This window comes from Mesobacillus jeotgali, from assembly GCF_031759225.1.
Classification (GTDB): domain Bacteria; phylum Bacillota; class Bacilli; order Bacillales; family Cytobacillaceae; genus Mesobacillus; species Mesobacillus jeotgali_B.
Window position 1 is genome coordinate 292,955 of record NZ_CP134494.1, and the last position, 17,220, is coordinate 310,174.

Below are 17,220 nucleotides of genomic sequence, written 5' to 3' on the forward strand. Positions count from 1 at the left end.
ATTGTAGTGGAAGGCGCGTAGACTCCTCCGAAAATCCTAACGCATTTCCATCGTGCGTGGGCAAGTTCGAGGAAGTTCAATCAATGTCCTGCGGGATGAGCAAGTCATGGGGAGGCCCCGCAGGCGCATAAAGCGCCGAGGAGGCTCCCCGACTGCCCCGCGGAAAGCAAAGCGCCTGGAACGAAAATCAACAGTCAAATTTAACAGAGCTTTTTATTTAAAAAACGCGGGTGCAACCTATACTATCTACATAACCTTCTGCATACGGAAGTTTCCGCGTTCCTATTTTATAATGAGGTGACTTTATGAAAACCGAGCTGCAAGATCAAGAAAAAATTATTGTATTAGACTTTGGCAGTCAGTATAACCAGTTGATCACGAGAAGGATCAGGGAGTTTGGCGTCTACAGCGAGCTTCATCCACATACGATTACGGCAGATGAAATCAAGGAGATGAATCCAAAGGGAATCATTTTCTCCGGCGGCCCGAACTCTGTCTATGATGAAGGGGCGTTCCGTTGTGATGAGAAGATTTTTGAACTTGGCCTGCCGATTCTAGGGATCTGCTACGGAATGCAGCTGATGACGATGCATTTCGGCGGCAAAGTCGAGAAGGCGAAGAACCGTGAATACGGGAAAGCGCTGCTGACACTGCATAACCAGAACAGATTATTTGAAGGCACACCGGGCGAACAGGTTGTCTGGATGAGCCATGGTGACCTTGTGACGATGTCACCGCCAGGCTTTTCGGTGGATGGCATCAATCCATCCTGCCCGATAGCGGCAATGAGCGATGAGAGCCGCAAGCTATATGCTGTTCAATTCCATCCTGAAGTGCGCCATTCCATTTACGGAAATGACCTTTTAAAAAACTTCGTATTCAAAGTTTGCGAATGCGAAGGCAATTGGTCGATGGAAAACTTCATCGAAATCGAAATAGAAAAAATCCGCCAGCAGGTCGGTGATAAGAAAGTGCTTTGCGCGCTTAGCGGGGGAGTGGATTCCTCGGTGGTCGCAGTACTGATCCACAAAGCAATCGGTGACCAGCTGACTTGCATCTTCGTCGATCACGGTTTGCTGCGAAAAGATGAAGCGGAAGGCGTCATGAAAAATTTAGCTGACGGCTTCAATATGAATGTCATCAAAGTCGATGCGAAGGAACGTTTCATGAGCAAGCTTGAGGGAGTTTCCGACCCTGAGCAGAAGCGTAAAATCATTGGCAATGAGTTCATCTATGTATTTGACGATGAAGCCGAAAAACTCGAAGGCATTGAGTTTCTGGCACAAGGAACATTGTATACCGATATTATTGAAAGCGGTACGGCGACAGCACAGACAATCAAGTCTCATCATAATGTGGGCGGGCTGCCTGAGGATATGCAGTTCAAATTGATCGAGCCATTGAATACATTATTCAAGGATGAAGTCCGTGCGCTTGGTACCGAGCTTGGCATGCCGGATGAAATCGTTTGGCGCCAGCCATTCCCTGGGCCAGGTCTCGGTATCCGTGTCCTTGGTGCCATTACGGAAGAAAAGCTGGAGATTGTTCGCGAATCAGATGCTATCCTGCGGGAAGAAATCAAGAAAGCCGGACTGGACCGTGACATCTGGCAGTATTTTACCGTGCTGCCTGATATCCGCAGCGTTGGTGTCATGGGTGATGCCAGGACTTATGATTACACAATCGGAATTCGTGCAGTCACGTCCATCGATGGGATGACGTCAGACTGGGCAAGGATCCCATGGGATGTCCTTGAAGTCATCTCCACAAGGATCGTCAATGAGGTGGACCACATTAACCGCGTCGTTTATGATATTACCAGCAAACCGCCAGCAACCATCGAGTGGGAATAAAAACACGAACGATTTTAAAAACGAACATGAAAATGTTCGTTTTTTTATTGACTAGGGGCAAAAGTCCTGTTAGAATGAATCTGAACTTAATAATTTGTCATAATTCGTCGTATAATCTTGGGGATATGGCCCAAAAGTTTCTACCGAGCTACCGTAAATGGCTTGACTACGAGGTATAGAATTCATGGCTGGCAATCTATCAATCTTATAAACTATTGCCTCCATCATTTCTGTTATTGCCTTAGTCAACGCCCGGTATCCGAGGCGTTTTTCTTTTTGGCCGTATTTCCTGAAAACGATTCAGGGGGAAATGAAAAATGAAGAAGTATTTCGAGTTTGAGAAGCTTGGCACGAACTATCGTCGTGAATTCATTGGGGGAATGACCACTTTCCTTGCCATGGCTTACATCCTGATTGTAAATCCAAATATTCTTACGCTGGCAGACATACAGGATCTGCCGGAATCATTGAGGATGGATGCCGGTGCGGTCTTTGTGGCGACAGCACTTGCGGCAGCAGTGGGTTCCATCATCATGGGCTTGATTGGTAAGTACCCGATCGCCCTAGCTCCGGGAATGGGCCTGAATGCATTCTTTGCTTACACAGTCGTTCTAAGCCACGGTGCTCCATGGCAGCACGCGCTTGCAGCAGTCTTCATTTCAAGTGTATTCTTCTTGATTCTGACGATCTCGGGCTGGCGCGAAAAATTAATCAATGCCATCCCCGTTGAGTTAAAGCATGCGGTTGGGGCAGGGATCGGTTTGTTCATCACATTCATTGGTTTGAAAAATGCGGGGATCATCGTCGATAATCCAGCAACACTTGTTGGACTTGGTGACCTGACGAATGCCGATACATTGCTTGCTTTATTCGGATTGCTGATTACCGTCATCATGCTGACAAGAGGCATTCACGGCGCCGTATTCTTCGGAATCATCATTAGTGTAATTGTCGGAATGATCTTCAATCTTATTGATACACCTGAAAGAGTAGTAGGAGCAGTGCCAAGTGTTGCACCAACTTTCGGTGCCGTGTTCAGCGCTTTTGGTGATCCATCTTTCTATACATCAACCATGCTAGGGATTATCCTTACATTCTTGTTCGTTGATTTCTTTGATAACGCAGGCACGCTTGTGGCAGTTGCCAACCAGGCAGGGCTGATGAAAGAGAACAAGCTTCCGCGCGCCGGCCGCGCATTGTTTGCAGACTCAATCGCTTCACTTGTCGGTTCAATCTTTGGTACGTCGACCACCACTTCCTATATCGAATCATCGGCAGGTGTAGCATCAGGTGCCAGAAGTGGATTTGCTTCACTAGTGACAGCAGGATTCTTCCTATTATCGCTATTCTTTTTCCCGCTGCTTTCCGTGGTCACCTCAGCAGTGACTGCGCCGGCGTTGATCATTGTTGGTGTCCTGATGGTTTCTTCACTTGGCAAGATCGAATGGGGCCGCTTTGAAATCGCAGTACCATCATTCTTGACAATGATCGCGATGCCACTGTCATCAAGTATCGCAACCGGGATTGCGGCAGGATTCATCTTTTACCCAATCACGATGCTCGTAAAAGGGAAATCCAAAGATGTCCATCCAATCATGTACCTGTTCTTCGTTATTTTCGTACTATACTTTGTGTTCTTAACAGAATAGCAGGGAGGTCCAGCGGCTTACGCTGGATTTTTTTTTTGCCAAAAATTGAACAGTGATACAGAATACTCCGGATTGACTTATAAATCTTCCTTTTATACGATATTCCCATAGAACAAGCTGAAACGGGGACACAGCATGGACAAAATCGAAGTGAAAAAGGGTTTGAATAATAATGTCTTGATTGCTGATCATCCAATGTTCGGGGAAGTCATCCTGATTGGCAAGGGCATCGGCTTCAACCGGAAAAAGGGAGATAGGCTGGAAGAGGGACAAGCGGAGAAGATGTTTGTCCTGAAGGATGAAAAGGAGCAGGCAAATTACATCAAGCTTTTGCCTTTTGTTGAAAATGATCTGCATGAGGCGATCATTTCTGCTATTGAATTAATCAAAAAACGGACATCCAGCCAGTTGAACGAACATATCCATGTTGCATTGACCGATCACTTAATGTTTGCGGTCAACAGGATTGCAAAAGGGATGGAATTCAAGAATCCATTTTTGGTGGAAACCAAGACGCTGTATCCGACCGAATTTGAAATCGCGAAGGAAGTTGTGCAGCTGATTAAAGAGAAGTCCGGGGTTGAACTTCCTGATGGGGAAATCGGCTTCGTTGCCCTTCATATCCATAGTGCCGTAATGAACCGGAATCTGTCTGATGTGAACAAACACTCACAGCTTGTGACAAAACTGGTACAGATGATTGAGGAAAACCTGGATATCGTCATCGATAAAGAAGGCATTGACTATACAAGGCTAGTGCGCCATATACGATTCACTATCGAAAGGGTCAATAATGGCGAAAAAGTAGAGGAGCCAGAAAAATTTGTAGACCTCTTGAAAGAAGAATATCCTCTGTGTTACAATCTTTCGTGGAAACTCATTAAAGTGATGCAGCAGACCTTGAAAAAACAAGTATTCGATGCTGAAGCCGTGTATCTGACGATGCATCTGCAAAGGCTTCAGAAAAAAGGTAAATAGGCATTTATTTTTTACGTGTTACTGATTCGATCAGGCATGAGTAAAGAATGTAATTGAAATGGAGTTTTATGGGTAATATATCCGTATGCTTCTTTCACTACATCTTTCTCATGCCTTTTTTTATTTGTTTTTTTATTGTTTGTAACCGCTTTAGGAGAAAAAATTACAGGAGGTCTTCCTATGTTAAAGAAAGCTTTTGGTGTACTTCAAAAAGTAGGTAAAGCGCTAATGCTTCCAGTTGCACTATTGCCAGCTGCGGGTATTTTGCTTGCTCTTGGTGCTGCGCTTCGCAACCCTGCTTTGCTGGAGCTTGCTCCATTTTTAGATAACAGCGGCGTCGATATGGTAGCTGCTGTCATGCAAAAGGCCGGGGACGTTGTCTTCGGAAACCTTCCGCTCTTGTTCGCGGTCGGTGTTGCCGTTGGTCTAGCTGGCGGTGAAGGTGTAGCCGGTCTTGCGGCGATCATCGGGTACCTGATCATGAATGTGACAATGGGTACTGTTCTTCAAATCACTCCAGAGGATGTAAATGGACTTAACTATCAAAACATCCTTGGTATCCCAACCCTGCAAACGGGTGTATTCGGCGGTATCATCGTTGGTATATTAGCCGCTGCTCTTTACAATAAGTTCTTTGAAATCGAATTGCCATCCTATCTTGGCTTTTTCGCAGGTAAGCGTTTCGTCCCGATCATTACAGCGGGAACAGCAATCCTGCTTGGCTTAGCGATGCTTGTCATTTGGCCTCCAATCCAAACTGGCTTGAACGCATTTTCGCAAAACATGGTACACGCAAACTTAACACTATCAGCATTTATCTTTGGTGTGGTTGAACGTTCATTGATTCCATTCGGATTGCACCATATCTTCTATTCACCATTCTGGTATGAGTTCGGCCAATATACTACATTGGCTGGCGATGTGGTCCGCGGTGACCAGCGTATCTTCATGGCTCAAATTGGGGACAACGTACAAGACCTGACTGCTGGTACGTTCATGACTGGTAAATTCCCATTCATGATGTTTGGACTTCCAGCAGCAGCATTAGCGATTTACCACGAAGCACGTCCGGAAAGAAAAGTAGTTGTCGGCGGTTTGATGGTATCTGCAGCGTTGACATCATTCCTGACAGGTATCACAGAACCGCTAGAGTTCTCATTCCTGTTCGTAGCACCAGTACTATTTGGAGTTCATGCAATCTTTGCAGGTCTATCCTTTATGACTATGCACCTTTTAGATGTAAAAATCGGGATGACATTCTCAGGTGGTCTGATTGACTATATTCTGTTCGGTCTGATCAACCCGCAGACAAATGCGTGGATTGTTATCCCTGTAGGTTTAGTGTTCGCGGTCATTTACTACTTCGGATTCCGTTTCGCGATCCGCAAGTTTAACTTAATGACACCAGGCCGTGAAGAAGTTGAAGAAGATCAGGAAGAAGGCGCAGCAAAAGGTCAAACTAGTGACCTTCCATATGAAGTCCTTGAGGCAATGGGCGGCAAAGAAAACATCGCTCATCTTGATGCATGTATCACAAGACTTCGTGTTTCAGTAAATGACATTAAGAATGTTGACAAAGACCGTTTGAAAAAGCTTGGTGCAGCTGGTGTACTTGAAGTCGGCAACAACATCCAGGCAATTTTCGGGCCGCGATCTGAGACAATCAAAGGTCAGATGAGAGATATCATGAATGGTAAAAGACCTCGTCCGGTCGAAACGAACCAAGCAACAGAAGTTGAACAGCAAATTGAAGAAGTAAATCCAGAAGCATTGCAGACGCATCATGCAGATGCAAGTGCAGATGTATTTGTTTCTCCTATTAAAGGTGAAATCTTGCCAATTACTGAAGTACCTGACCAAGTCTTCTCAGGCAAGATGATGGGTGACGGTTTTGCCATTGTTCCTGCTGAAGGTACAGTTGTATCACCTGTAGACGGAAAGATCGTAAACTTGTTCCCAACAAAGCATGCGATTGGAATTCTGTCTGATTCTGGACGGGAAATCCTCATTCATGTTGGTATTGACACAGTTAATCTGAAGGGACAAGGATTTGAAACGCTTGTTTCTGAAAATGATACAGTCACAAAAGGACAGCCGTTATTAAAAGTAGATCTTGATTACATCAAGGAAAATGCAACATCCATCATCACTCCGATTGTTTTCACGAACCTTTCGGAAGGCGAGAGCATTGTCATTAATAAAAAAGGCAATGTGGATGTGAAAGACGAGAATATCATCAAGATTTCTAAATAAGTTACAGTAGCAGCCAGTCTCCTTTGCGGAGGCTGGCTGTTTTTATATAGAAGAAAGTAGAACGTCGGGTTTATTTCCCAATTTTTTCAAGGTTTAAACAGGTTGACTCTGGGCATGTCCGGTGATAGTATATAGAAACAGTCGCGAACAGGTTAACAACATTTTGAAAATGAAAAAATTAATTCGAAATTTGTTGTTGACATTCAACGCTGTGATGTGATAAATTATTAAAGTCGCTTCTGAGCGGCGCGCATGATTTGCTCTTTGAAAACTAAACAAACAAGCGTCAACAAACAATAAATTTTCATGGCTTCTATTATAGAAGATCATGAGCCAACGTTTTAACTTTATGAGCTAACTCATAACTCTTTCTTGGAGAGTTTGATCCTGGCTCAGGACGAACGCTGGCGGCGTGCCTAATACATGCAAGTCGAGCGGATCTTCATTAGCTTGCTTTTGAAGATCAGCGGCGGACGGGTGAGTAACACGTGGGCAACCTGCCTGTAAGACTGGGATAACTTCGGGAAACCGGAGCTAATACCGGATAATCCTTTCCCTCACATGAGGGAAAGCTGAAAGACGGTTTCGGCTGTCACTTACAGATGGGCCCGCGGCGCATTAGCTAGTTGGTGAGGTAACGGCTCACCAAGGCAACGATGCGTAGCCGACCTGAGAGGGTGATCGGCCACACTGGGACTGAGACACGGCCCAGACTCCTACGGGAGGCAGCAGTAGGGAATCTTCCGCAATGGACGAAAGTCTGACGGAGCAACGCCGCGTGAGCGATGAAGGCCTTCGGGTCGTAAAGCTCTGTTGTCAGGGAAGAACAAGTACCGGAGTAACTGCCGGTACCTTGACGGTACCTGACCAGAAAGCCACGGCTAACTACGTGCCAGCAGCCGCGGTAATACGTAGGTGGCAAGCGTTGTCCGGAATTATTGGGCGTAAAGCGCGCGCAGGCGGTTCCTTAAGTCTGATGTGAAAGCCCCCGGCTCAACCGGGGAGGGTCATTGGAAACTGGGGAACTTGAGTGCAGAAGAGGAGAGCGGAATTCCACGTGTAGCGGTGAAATGCGTAGAGATGTGGAGGAACACCAGTGGCGAAGGCGGCTCTCTGGTCTGTAACTGACGCTGAGGCGCGAAAGCGTGGGGAGCGAACAGGATTAGATACCCTGGTAGTCCACGCCGTAAACGATGAGTGCTAAGTGTTAGAGGGTTTCCGCCCTTTAGTGCTGCAGCAAACGCATTAAGCACTCCGCCTGGGGAGTACGGCCGCAAGGCTGAAACTCAAAGGAATTGACGGGGGCCCGCACAAGCGGTGGAGCATGTGGTTTAATTCGAAGCAACGCGAAGAACCTTACCAGGTCTTGACATCCTCTGACAACCCTAGAGATAGGGCGTTCCCCTTCGGGGGACAGAGTGACAGGTGGTGCATGGTTGTCGTCAGCTCGTGTCGTGAGATGTTGGGTTAAGTCCCGCAACGAGCGCAACCCTTGATCTTAGTTGCCAGCATTCAGTTGGGCACTCTAAGGTGACTGCCGGTGACAAACCGGAGGAAGGTGGGGATGACGTCAAATCATCATGCCCCTTATGACCTGGGCTACACACGTGCTACAATGGATGGAACAAAGGGTCGCGAAGCCGCGAGGTCGAGCCAATCCCATAAATCCATTCTCAGTTCGGATTGCAGGCTGCAACTCGCCTGCATGAAGCCGGAATCGCTAGTAATCGCGGATCAGCATGCCGCGGTGAATACGTTCCCGGGCCTTGTACACACCGCCCGTCACACCACGAGAGTTTGTAACACCCGAAGTCGGTGGGGTAACCTTTTGGAGCCAGCCGCCTAAGGTGGGACAGATGATTGGGGTGAAGTCGTAACAAGGTAGCCGTATCGGAAGGTGCGGCTGGATCACCTCCTTTCTAAGGATATTGCCGTAATGGCAACCGGAATGCGAATCTTACGATTCGTACTGTTGACTAGCTTGTTTGTTTAGTTTTGAGGGAGCAATTGCCTCAAAGCTTTTTTGTTCCTTGAAAACTAGATAATCGTAAGTAAGAAGAACCAAGAAAAACCGAGTGATCGCCATTTTAGTTTTCTCTCTATTCAATAGAGAAATGACCTTTTAGGTTAAGTTAGAAAGGGCGCACGGTGGATGCCTTGGCACTAGGAGCCGATGAAGGACGGGACTAACACCGATATGCTTCGGGGAGCTGTAAGTAAGCTTTGATCCGGAGATTTCCGAATGGGGAAACCCACTGTTCGTAATGGAACAGTATCTTTACCTGAATACATAGGGTATTGAAGGCAGACCCGGGGAACTGAAACATCTAAGTACCCGGAGGAAGAGAAAGCAAACGCGATTCCCTGAGTAGCGGCGAGCGAAACGGGACATAGCCCAAACCAAGAGGCTTGCCTCTTGGGGTTGTAGGACACTCTACATGGAGTTACAAAGGAACGGGGTAGATGAAGTGGTCTGGAAAGGCCCGTCAGAGAAGGTAAAAACCCTGTAGTTGAAACTTCGTTCCCTCCTGAGTGGATCCTGAGTACGGCGGGACACGTGAAATCCCGTCGGAAGCTGGGAGGACCATCTCCCAAGGCTAAATACTCCCTAGTGACCGATAGTGAACCAGTACCGTGAGGGAAAGGTGAAAAGCACCCCGGAAGGGGAGTGAAAGAGATCCTGAAACCGTGTGCCTACAAGTAGTCAGAGCCCGTTCATGGGTGATGGCGTGCCTTTTGTAGAATGAACCGGCGAGTTACGATTACATGCAAGGTTAAGTTGAGAAGACGGAGCCGCAGCGAAAGCGAGTCTGAATAGGGCGAATGAGTATGTGGTCGTAGACCCGAAACCAGGTGATCTACCCATGTCCAGGGTGAAGGTTGGGTAACACCAACTGGAGGCCCGAACCCACGCACGTTGAAAAGTGCGGGGATGAGGTGTGGGTAGCGGAGAAATTCCAATCGAACTTGGAGATAGCTGGTTCTCTCCGAAATAGCTTTAGGGCTAGCCTCACGTTGTAAGAGTCTTGGAGGTAGAGCACTGTTTGGACTAGGGGCCCTCATCGGGTTACCGAATTCAGACAAACTCCGAATGCCAAAGACTTATCCGTGGGAGTCAGACTGCGAGTGATAAGATCCGTAGTCAAAAGGGAAACAGCCCAGACCACCAGCTAAGGTCCCAAAGTATACGTTAAGTGGAAAAGGATGTGGAGTTGCTTAGACAACCAGGATGTTGGCTTAGAAGCAGCCACCATTTAAAGAGTGCGTAATAGCTCACTGGTCGAGTGACTCTGCGCCGAAAATGTACCGGGGCTAAACGTATCACCGAAGCTGTGGATTGACATCTTAGATGTCAGTGGTAGGAGAGCGTTCTAAGGGCGTTGAAGTCAGACCGTAAGGACTGGTGGAGCGCTTAGAAGTGAGAATGCCGGTATGAGTAGCGAAAGATGGGTGAGAATCCCATCCACCGAATGCCTAAGGTTTCCTGAGGAAGGCTCGTCCTCTCAGGGTTAGTCGGGACCTAAGCCGAGGCCGAAAGGCGTAGGCGATGGACAACAGGTTGATATTCCTGTACCACCTCTTTATCGTTTGAGCGACGGGGGGACGCAGGAGGATAGGGTAAGCGCGCTGTTGGATATGCGCGTCTAAGCAGTTAGGCTGCAAGTGAGGCAAATCCCGCTTGCGTGAAGGCTGAGCTGTGACAGCGAGGGAAATATAGTACCGAAGTTCCTGATTCCACACTGCCAAGAAAAGCCTCTAGCGAGATAAATGGTGCCCGTACCGCAAACCGACACAGGTAGGCGAGGAGAGAATCCTAAGGTGAGCGAGAGAACTCTCGTTAAGGAACTCGGCAAAATGACCCCGTAACTTCGGGAGAAGGGGTGCTCATTTGGGTGAATAGCCCGGATGAGCCGCAGTGAATAGGCCCAGGCGACTGTTTAGCAAAAACACAGGTCTCTGCGAAGCCGCAAGGCGAAGTATAGGGGCTGACGCCTGCCCGGTGCTGGAAGGTTAAGAGGAGGGGTTAGCTCACGCGAAGCTCTGAATCGAAGCCCCAGTAAACGGCGGCCGTAACTATAACGGTCCTAAGGTAGCGAAATTCCTTGTCGGGTAAGTTCCGACCCGCACGAAAGGCGTAACGATCTGGGCACTGTCTCAACGAGAGACTCGGTGAAATTATAGTACCTGTGAAGATGCAGGTTACCCGCGACAGGACGGAAAGACCCCGTGGAGCTTTACTGTAGCCTGATATTGAATTTTGGTACAGCTTGTACAGGATAGGTAGGAGCCTGAGAAACCGGAGCGCCAGCTTCGGTGGAGGCGTCGGTGGGATACTACCCTGGCTGTATTGAAATTCTAACCCGCGCCCCTGATCGGGGCGGGAGACAGTGTCAGGTGGGCAGTTTGACTGGGGCGGTCGCCTCCTAAAGAGTAACGGAGGCGCCCAAAGGTTCCCTCAGAATGGTTGGAAATCATTCGCAGAGTGTAAAGGCACAAGGGAGCTTGACTGCGAGACCTACAAGTCGAGCAGGGACGAAAGTCGGGCTTAGTGATCCGGTGGTTCCGCATGGAAGGGCCATCGCTCAACGGATAAAAGCTACCCCGGGGATAACAGGCTTATCTCCCCCAAGAGTCCACATCGACGGGGAGGTTTGGCACCTCGATGTCGGCTCATCGCATCCTGGGGCTGTAGTCGGTCCCAAGGGTTGGGCTGTTCGCCCATTAAAGCGGTACGCGAGCTGGGTTCAGAACGTCGTGAGACAGTTCGGTCCCTATCCGTCGTGGGCGCAGGAAATTTGAGAGGAGCTGTCCTTAGTACGAGAGGACCGGGATGGACGCACCGCTGGTGTACCAGTTGTCTTGCCAAAGGCATCGCTGGGTAGCTATGTGCGGACGGGATAAGTGCTGAAAGCATCTAAGCATGAAGCCCCCCTCAAGATGAGATTTCCCATAGCGCAAGCTAGTAAGAACCCTGAAAGATGATCAGGTTGATAGGTCAGAGGTGGAAGCGCGGTGACGTGTGGAGCTGACTGATACTAATCGTTCGAGGACTTAACCAAATTGATCATTCGTTCTTCTTGAATTCTTCTTACAACATTATCTAGTTTTGAAGGAATAAATACTTTCCTTCCAATCAAATAGTCTGGTGGCGATGGCGAGAAGGTCACACCCGTTCCCATACCGAACACGGAAGTTAAGCTTCTCAGCGCCGATGGTAGTTGGGGGTTTCCCCCTGTGAGAGTAGGACGCCGCCGGGCGAAAAGACAGAGATTTTGATCCCTGTCTTTTTTAATCCCTATATCATTCTTTTCCAGTTATTGCTGGTTGTTAGGTAACACCTCAGGTGTTATTATAGTAACTCAGCTCACTTGATCGATTGTTTAAAAAGACTTTCGAAAATAAGTGTTGACGAGCTGGTTCAAAGGTGATAAGATATAAAAGTTGTCATTTGAACGACAACATAAATTGTTCTTTGAAAACTAAACAAACAAGCGTCAACAAACAATAAATTTTCATGGCTTCTATTATAGAAGATCATGAGCCAACGTTTTAACTTTATGAGCTAACTCATAACTCTTTCTTGGAGAGTTTGATCCTGGCTCAGGACGAACGCTGGCGGCGTGCCTAATACATGCAAGTCGAGCGGATCTTCATTAGCTTGCTTTTGAAGATCAGCGGCGGACGGGTGAGTAACACGTGGGCAACCTGCCTGTAAGACTGGGATAACTTCGGGAAACCGGAGCTAATACCGGATAATCCTTTCCCTCACATGAGGGAAAGCTGAAAGACGGTTTCGGCTGTCACTTACAGATGGGCCCGCGGCGCATTAGCTAGTTGGTGAGGTAACGGCTCACCAAGGCAACGATGCGTAGCCGACCTGAGAGGGTGATCGGCCACACTGGGACTGAGACACGGCCCAGACTCCTACGGGAGGCAGCAGTAGGGAATCTTCCGCAATGGACGAAAGTCTGACGGAGCAACGCCGCGTGAACGATGAAGGCCTTCGGGTCGTAAAGTTCTGTTGTCAGGGAAGAACAAGTACCGGAGTAACTGCCGGTACCTTGACGGTACCTGACCAGAAAGCCACGGCTAACTACGTGCCAGCAGCCGCGGTAATACGTAGGTGGCAAGCGTTGTCCGGAATTATTGGGCGTAAAGCGCGCGCAGGCGGTTCCTTAAGTCTGATGTGAAAGCCCCCGGCTCAACCGGGGAGGGTCATTGGAAACTGGGGAACTTGAGTGCAGAAGAGGAGAGCGGAATTCCACGTGTAGCGGTGAAATGCGTAGAGATGTGGAGGAACACCAGTGGCGAAGGCGGCTCTCTGGTCTGTAACTGACGCTGAGGCGCGAAAGCGTGGGGAGCGAACAGGATTAGATACCCTGGTAGTCCACGCCGTAAACGATGAGTGCTAAGTGTTAGAGGGTTTCCGCCCTTTAGTGCTGCAGCAAACGCATTAAGCACTCCGCCTGGGGAGTACGGCCGCAAGGCTGAAACTCAAAGGAATTGACGGGGGCCCGCACAAGCGGTGGAGCATGTGGTTTAATTCGAAGCAACGCGAAGAACCTTACCAGGTCTTGACATCCTCTGACAACCCTAGAGATAGGGCGTTCCCCTTCGGGGGACAGAGTGACAGGTGGTGCATGGTTGTCGTCAGCTCGTGTCGTGAGATGTTGGGTTAAGTCCCGCAACGAGCGCAACCCTTGATCTTAGTTGCCAGCATTCAGTTGGGCACTCTAAGGTGACTGCCGGTGACAAACCGGAGGAAGGTGGGGATGACGTCAAATCATCATGCCCCTTATGACCTGGGCTACACACGTGCTACAATGGATGGAACAAAGGGTCGCGAAGCCGCGAGGTCGAGCCAATCCCATAAATCCATTCTCAGTTCGGATTGCAGGCTGCAACTCGCCTGCATGAAGCCGGAATCGCTAGTAATCGCGGATCAGCATGCCGCGGTGAATACGTTCCCGGGCCTTGTACACACCGCCCGTCACACCACGAGAGTTTGTAACACCCGAAGTCGGTGGGGTAACCTTTTGGAGCCAGCCGCCTAAGGTGGGACAGATGATTGGGGTGAAGTCGTAACAAGGTAGCCGTATCGGAAGGTGCGGCTGGATCACCTCCTTTCTAAGGATATTGCCGTAATGGCAACCGGAATGCGAATCTTACGATTCGTACTGTTGACTAGCTTGTTTGTTTAGTTTTGAGGGAGCAATTGCCTCAAAGCTTTTTTGTTCCTTGAAAACTAGATAATCGTAAGTAAGAAGAACCAAGAAAAACCGAGTGATCGCCATTTTAGTTTTCTCTCTATTAAATTAGAGAAATGACCTTTTAGGTTAAGTTAGAAAGGGCGCACGGTGGATGCCTTGGCACTAGGAGCCGATGAAGGACGGGACTAACACCGATATGCTTCGGGGAGCTGTAAGTAAGCTTTGATCCGGAGATTTCCGAATGGGGAAACCCACTGTTCGTAATGGAACAGTATCTTTACCTGAATACATAGGGTATTGAAGGCAGACCCGGGGAACTGAAACATCTAAGTACCCGGAGGAAGAGAAAGCAAACGCGATTCCCTGAGTAGCGGCGAGCGAAACGGGACATAGCCCAAACCAAGAGGCTTGCCTCTTGGGGTTGTAGGACACTCTACATGGAGTTACAAAGGAACGGGGTAGATGAAGTGGTCTGGAAAGGCCCGTCAGAGAAGGTAAAAACCCTGTAGTTGAAACTTCGTTCCCTCCTGAGTGGATCCTGAGTACGGCGGGACACGTGAAATCCCGTCGGAAGCTGGGAGGACCATCTCCCAAGGCTAAATACTCCCTAGTGACCGATAGTGAACCAGTACCGTGAGGGAAAGGTGAAAAGCACCCCGGAAGGGGAGTGAAAGAGATCCTGAAACCGTGTGCCTACAAGTAGTCAGAGCCCGTTCATGGGTGATGGCGTGCCTTTTGTAGAATGAACCGGCGAGTTACGATTACATGCAAGGTTAAGTTGAGAAGACGGAGCCGCAGCGAAAGCGAGTCTGAATAGGGCGAATGAGTATGTGGTCGTAGACCCGAAACCAGGTGATCTACCCATGTCCAGGGTGAAGGTTGGGTAACACCAACTGGAGGCCCGAACCCACGCACGTTGAAAAGTGCGGGGATGAGGTGTGGGTAGCGGAGAAATTCCAATCGAACTTGGAGATAGCTGGTTCTCTCCGAAATAGCTTTAGGGCTAGCCTCACGTTGTAAGAGTCTTGGAGGTAGAGCACTGTTTGGACTAGGGGCCCTCATCGGGTTACCGAATTCAGACAAACTCCGAATGCCAAAGACTTATCCGTGGGAGTCAGACTGCGAGTGATAAGATCCGTAGTCAAAAGGGAAACAGCCCAGACCACCAGCTAAGGTCCCAAAGTATACGTTAAGTGGAAAAGGATGTGGAGTTGCTTAGACAACCAGGATGTTGGCTTAGAAGCAGCCACCATTTAAAGAGTGCGTAATAGCTCACTGGTCGAGTGACTCTGCGCCGAAAATGTACCGGGGCTAAACGTATCACCGAAGCTGTGGATTGACATCTTAGATGTCAGTGGTAGGAGAGCGTTCTAAGGGCGTTGAAGTCAGACCGTAAGGACTGGTGGAGCGCTTAGAAGTGAGAATGCCGGTATGAGTAGCGAAAGATGGGTGAGAATCCCATCCACCGAATGCCTAAGGTTTCCTGAGGAAGGCTCGTCCTCTCAGGGTTAGTCGGGACCTAAGCCGAGGCCGAAAGGCGTAGGCGATGGACAACAGGTTGATATTCCTGTACCACCTCTTTATCGTTTGAGCGACGGGGGGACGCAGGAGGATAGGGTAAGCGCGCTGTTGGATATGCGCGTCTAAGCAGTTAGGCTGCAAGTGAGGCAAATCCCGCTTGCGTGAAGGCTGAGCTGTGACAGCGAGGGAAATATAGTACCGAAGTTCCTGATTCCACACTGCCAAGAAAAGCCTCTAGCGAGATAAATGGTGCCCGTACCGCAAACCGACACAGGTAGGCGAGGAGAGAATCCTAAGGTGAGCGAGAGAACTCTCGTTAAGGAACTCGGCAAAATGACCCCGTAACTTCGGGAGAAGGGGTGCTCATTTGGGTGAATAGCCCGGATGAGCCGCAGTGAATAGGCCCAGGCGACTGTTTAGCAAAAACACAGGTCTCTGCGAAGCCGCAAGGCGAAGTATAGGGGCTGACGCCTGCCCGGTGCTGGAAGGTTAAGAGGAGGGGTTAGCTCACGCGAAGCTCTGAATCGAAGCCCCAGTAAACGGCGGCCGTAACTATAACGGTCCTAAGGTAGCGAAATTCCTTGTCGGGTAAGTTCCGACCCGCACGAAAGGCGTAACGATCTGGGCACTGTCTCAACGAGAGACTCGGTGAAATTATAGTACCTGTGAAGATGCAGGTTACCCGCGACAGGACGGAAAGACCCCGTGGAGCTTTACTGTAGCCTGATATTGAATTTTGGTACAGCTTGTACAGGATAGGTAGGAGCCTGAGAAACCGGAGCGCCAGCTTCGGTGGAGGCGTCGGTGGGATACTACCCTGGCTGTATTGAAATTCTAACCCGCGCCCCTGATCGGGGCGGGAGACAGTGTCAGGTGGGCAGTTTGACTGGGGCGGTCGCCTCCTAAAGAGTAACGGAGGCGCCCAAAGGTTCCCTCAGAATGGTTGGAAATCATTCGCAGAGTGTAAAGGCACAAGGGAGCTTGACTGCGAGACCTACAAGTCGAGCAGGGACGAAAGTCGGGCTTAGTGATCCGGTGGTTCCGCATGGAAGGGCCATCGCTCAACGGATAAAAGCTACCCCGGGGATAACAGGCTTATCTCCCCCAAGAGTCCACATCGACGGGGAGGTTTGGCACCTCGATGTCGGCTCATCGCATCCTGGGGCTGTAGTCGGTCCCAAGGGTTGGGCTGTTCGCCCATTAAAGCGGTACGCGAGCTGGGTTCAGAACGTCGTGAGACAGTTCGGTCCCTATCCGTCGTGGGCGCAGGAAATTTGAGAGGAGCTGTCCTTAGTACGAGAGGACCGGGATGGACGCACCGCTGGTGTACCAGTTGTCTTGCCAAAGGCATCGCTGGGTAGCTATGTGCGGACGGGATAAGTGCTGAAAGCATCTAAGCATGAAGCCCCCCTCAAGATGAGATTTCCCATAGCGCAAGCTAGTAAGAACCCTGAAAGATGATCAGGTTGATAGGTCAGAGGTGGAAGCGCGGTGACGTGTGGAGCTGACTGATACTAATCGTTCGAGGACTTAACCAAATTGATCATTCGTTCTTCTTGAAATTCTTCTTACACATTATCTAGTTTTGAGGGAATAAAACCTCAAACCAAATAGTCTGGTGGCGATGGCGAGAAGGTCACACCCGTTCCCATACCGAACACGGAAGTTAAGCTTCTCAGCGCCGATGGTAGTTGGGGGTTTCCCCCTGTGAGAGTAGGACGCCGCCGGGCAAAAAAAAGAACAGCTAAATGGGAG

At 49.2% G+C, this 17,220-nt stretch carries 4 protein-coding genes, 6 rRNA genes and 1 riboswitch; all 10 genes read left to right on the plus strand.

Annotated elements, in window-relative coordinates:
• Positions 1 to 305 precede the first annotated feature (305 nt).
• The 10 genes from guaA (at position 306) to rrf (RH061_RS01650) (ending at position 17,195) form a co-directional block, all read left to right on the plus strand.
• On the plus strand, positions 306 to 1,853 hold the full coding sequence (gene guaA, locus RH061_RS01605) for a glutamine-hydrolyzing GMP synthase (RefSeq protein ID WP_311073447.1): 1,548 nt from the start codon (positions 306 to 308) through the stop codon (positions 1,851 to 1,853).
• Between the two features lie 87 nt (positions 1,854 to 1,940).
• A riboswitch (purine riboswitch) is annotated at positions 1,941 to 2,042 on the plus strand.
• 128 nt (positions 2,043 to 2,170) lie between these two features.
• Positions 2,171 to 3,502 carry an NCS2 family permease gene (locus tag RH061_RS01610; RefSeq protein ID WP_311073448.1) on the plus strand — a complete coding sequence of 444 codons (1,332 nt, stop codon included), beginning with the start codon at positions 2,171 to 2,173 and terminating at the stop codon, positions 3,500 to 3,502.
• Between the two features lie 135 nt (positions 3,503 to 3,637).
• Positions 3,638 to 4,480: a glucose PTS transporter transcription antiterminator GlcT gene (glcT, locus tag RH061_RS01615; protein WP_311073450.1), complete on the plus strand. Its 843-nt coding sequence runs from the start codon at positions 3,638 to 3,640 to the stop codon at positions 4,478 to 4,480.
• A gap of 180 nt (positions 4,481 to 4,660) precedes the next feature.
• A complete protein-coding gene (gene ptsG, locus RH061_RS01620; RefSeq protein WP_311073451.1) occupies positions 4,661 to 6,733 on the plus strand; it encodes a glucose-specific PTS transporter subunit IIBC in 2,073 nt (690 codons plus the stop codon).
• A gap of 369 nt (positions 6,734 to 7,102) precedes the next feature.
• A 16S ribosomal RNA gene (locus RH061_RS01625) occupies positions 7,103 to 8,652 on the plus strand.
• Between the two features lie 206 nt (positions 8,653 to 8,858).
• Positions 8,859 to 11,793, plus strand: a 23S ribosomal RNA gene (locus tag RH061_RS01630).
• Positions 11,794 to 11,875: 82 nt separating this feature from the next.
• Positions 11,876 to 11,991 (plus strand): 5S ribosomal RNA (rrf, locus tag RH061_RS01635).
• 320 nt (positions 11,992 to 12,311) lie between these two features.
• Positions 12,312 to 13,861, plus strand: a 16S ribosomal RNA gene (locus RH061_RS01640).
• Positions 13,862 to 14,068: 207 nt separating this feature from the next.
• Positions 14,069 to 17,003 (plus strand): 23S ribosomal RNA (locus RH061_RS01645).
• Positions 17,004 to 17,079: 76 nt separating this feature from the next.
• Positions 17,080 to 17,195, plus strand: a 5S ribosomal RNA gene (gene rrf / locus RH061_RS01650).
• Together the 16S, 23S and 5S rRNA genes form the textbook arrangement of a ribosomal RNA operon.
• Positions 17,196 to 17,220: the final 25 nt, after the last annotated feature.

Excerpts from the sequence above, each read along its gene's own strand:
- guaA (WP_311073447.1), top strand. The coding sequence starts at position 306 with ATGAAAACCGAGCTGCAAGATCAAGAAAAAATTATTGTATTAGACTTT.
- RH061_RS01610 (WP_311073448.1), top strand. The coding sequence starts at position 2,171 with ATGAAGAAGTATTTCGAGTTTGAGAAGCTTGGCACGAACTATCGTCGT.
- glcT (WP_311073450.1), top strand. The coding sequence starts at position 3,638 with ATGGACAAAATCGAAGTGAAAAAGGGTTTGAATAATAATGTCTTGATT.
- ptsG (WP_311073451.1), top strand. The coding sequence starts at position 4,661 with ATGTTAAAGAAAGCTTTTGGTGTACTTCAAAAAGTAGGTAAAGCGCTA.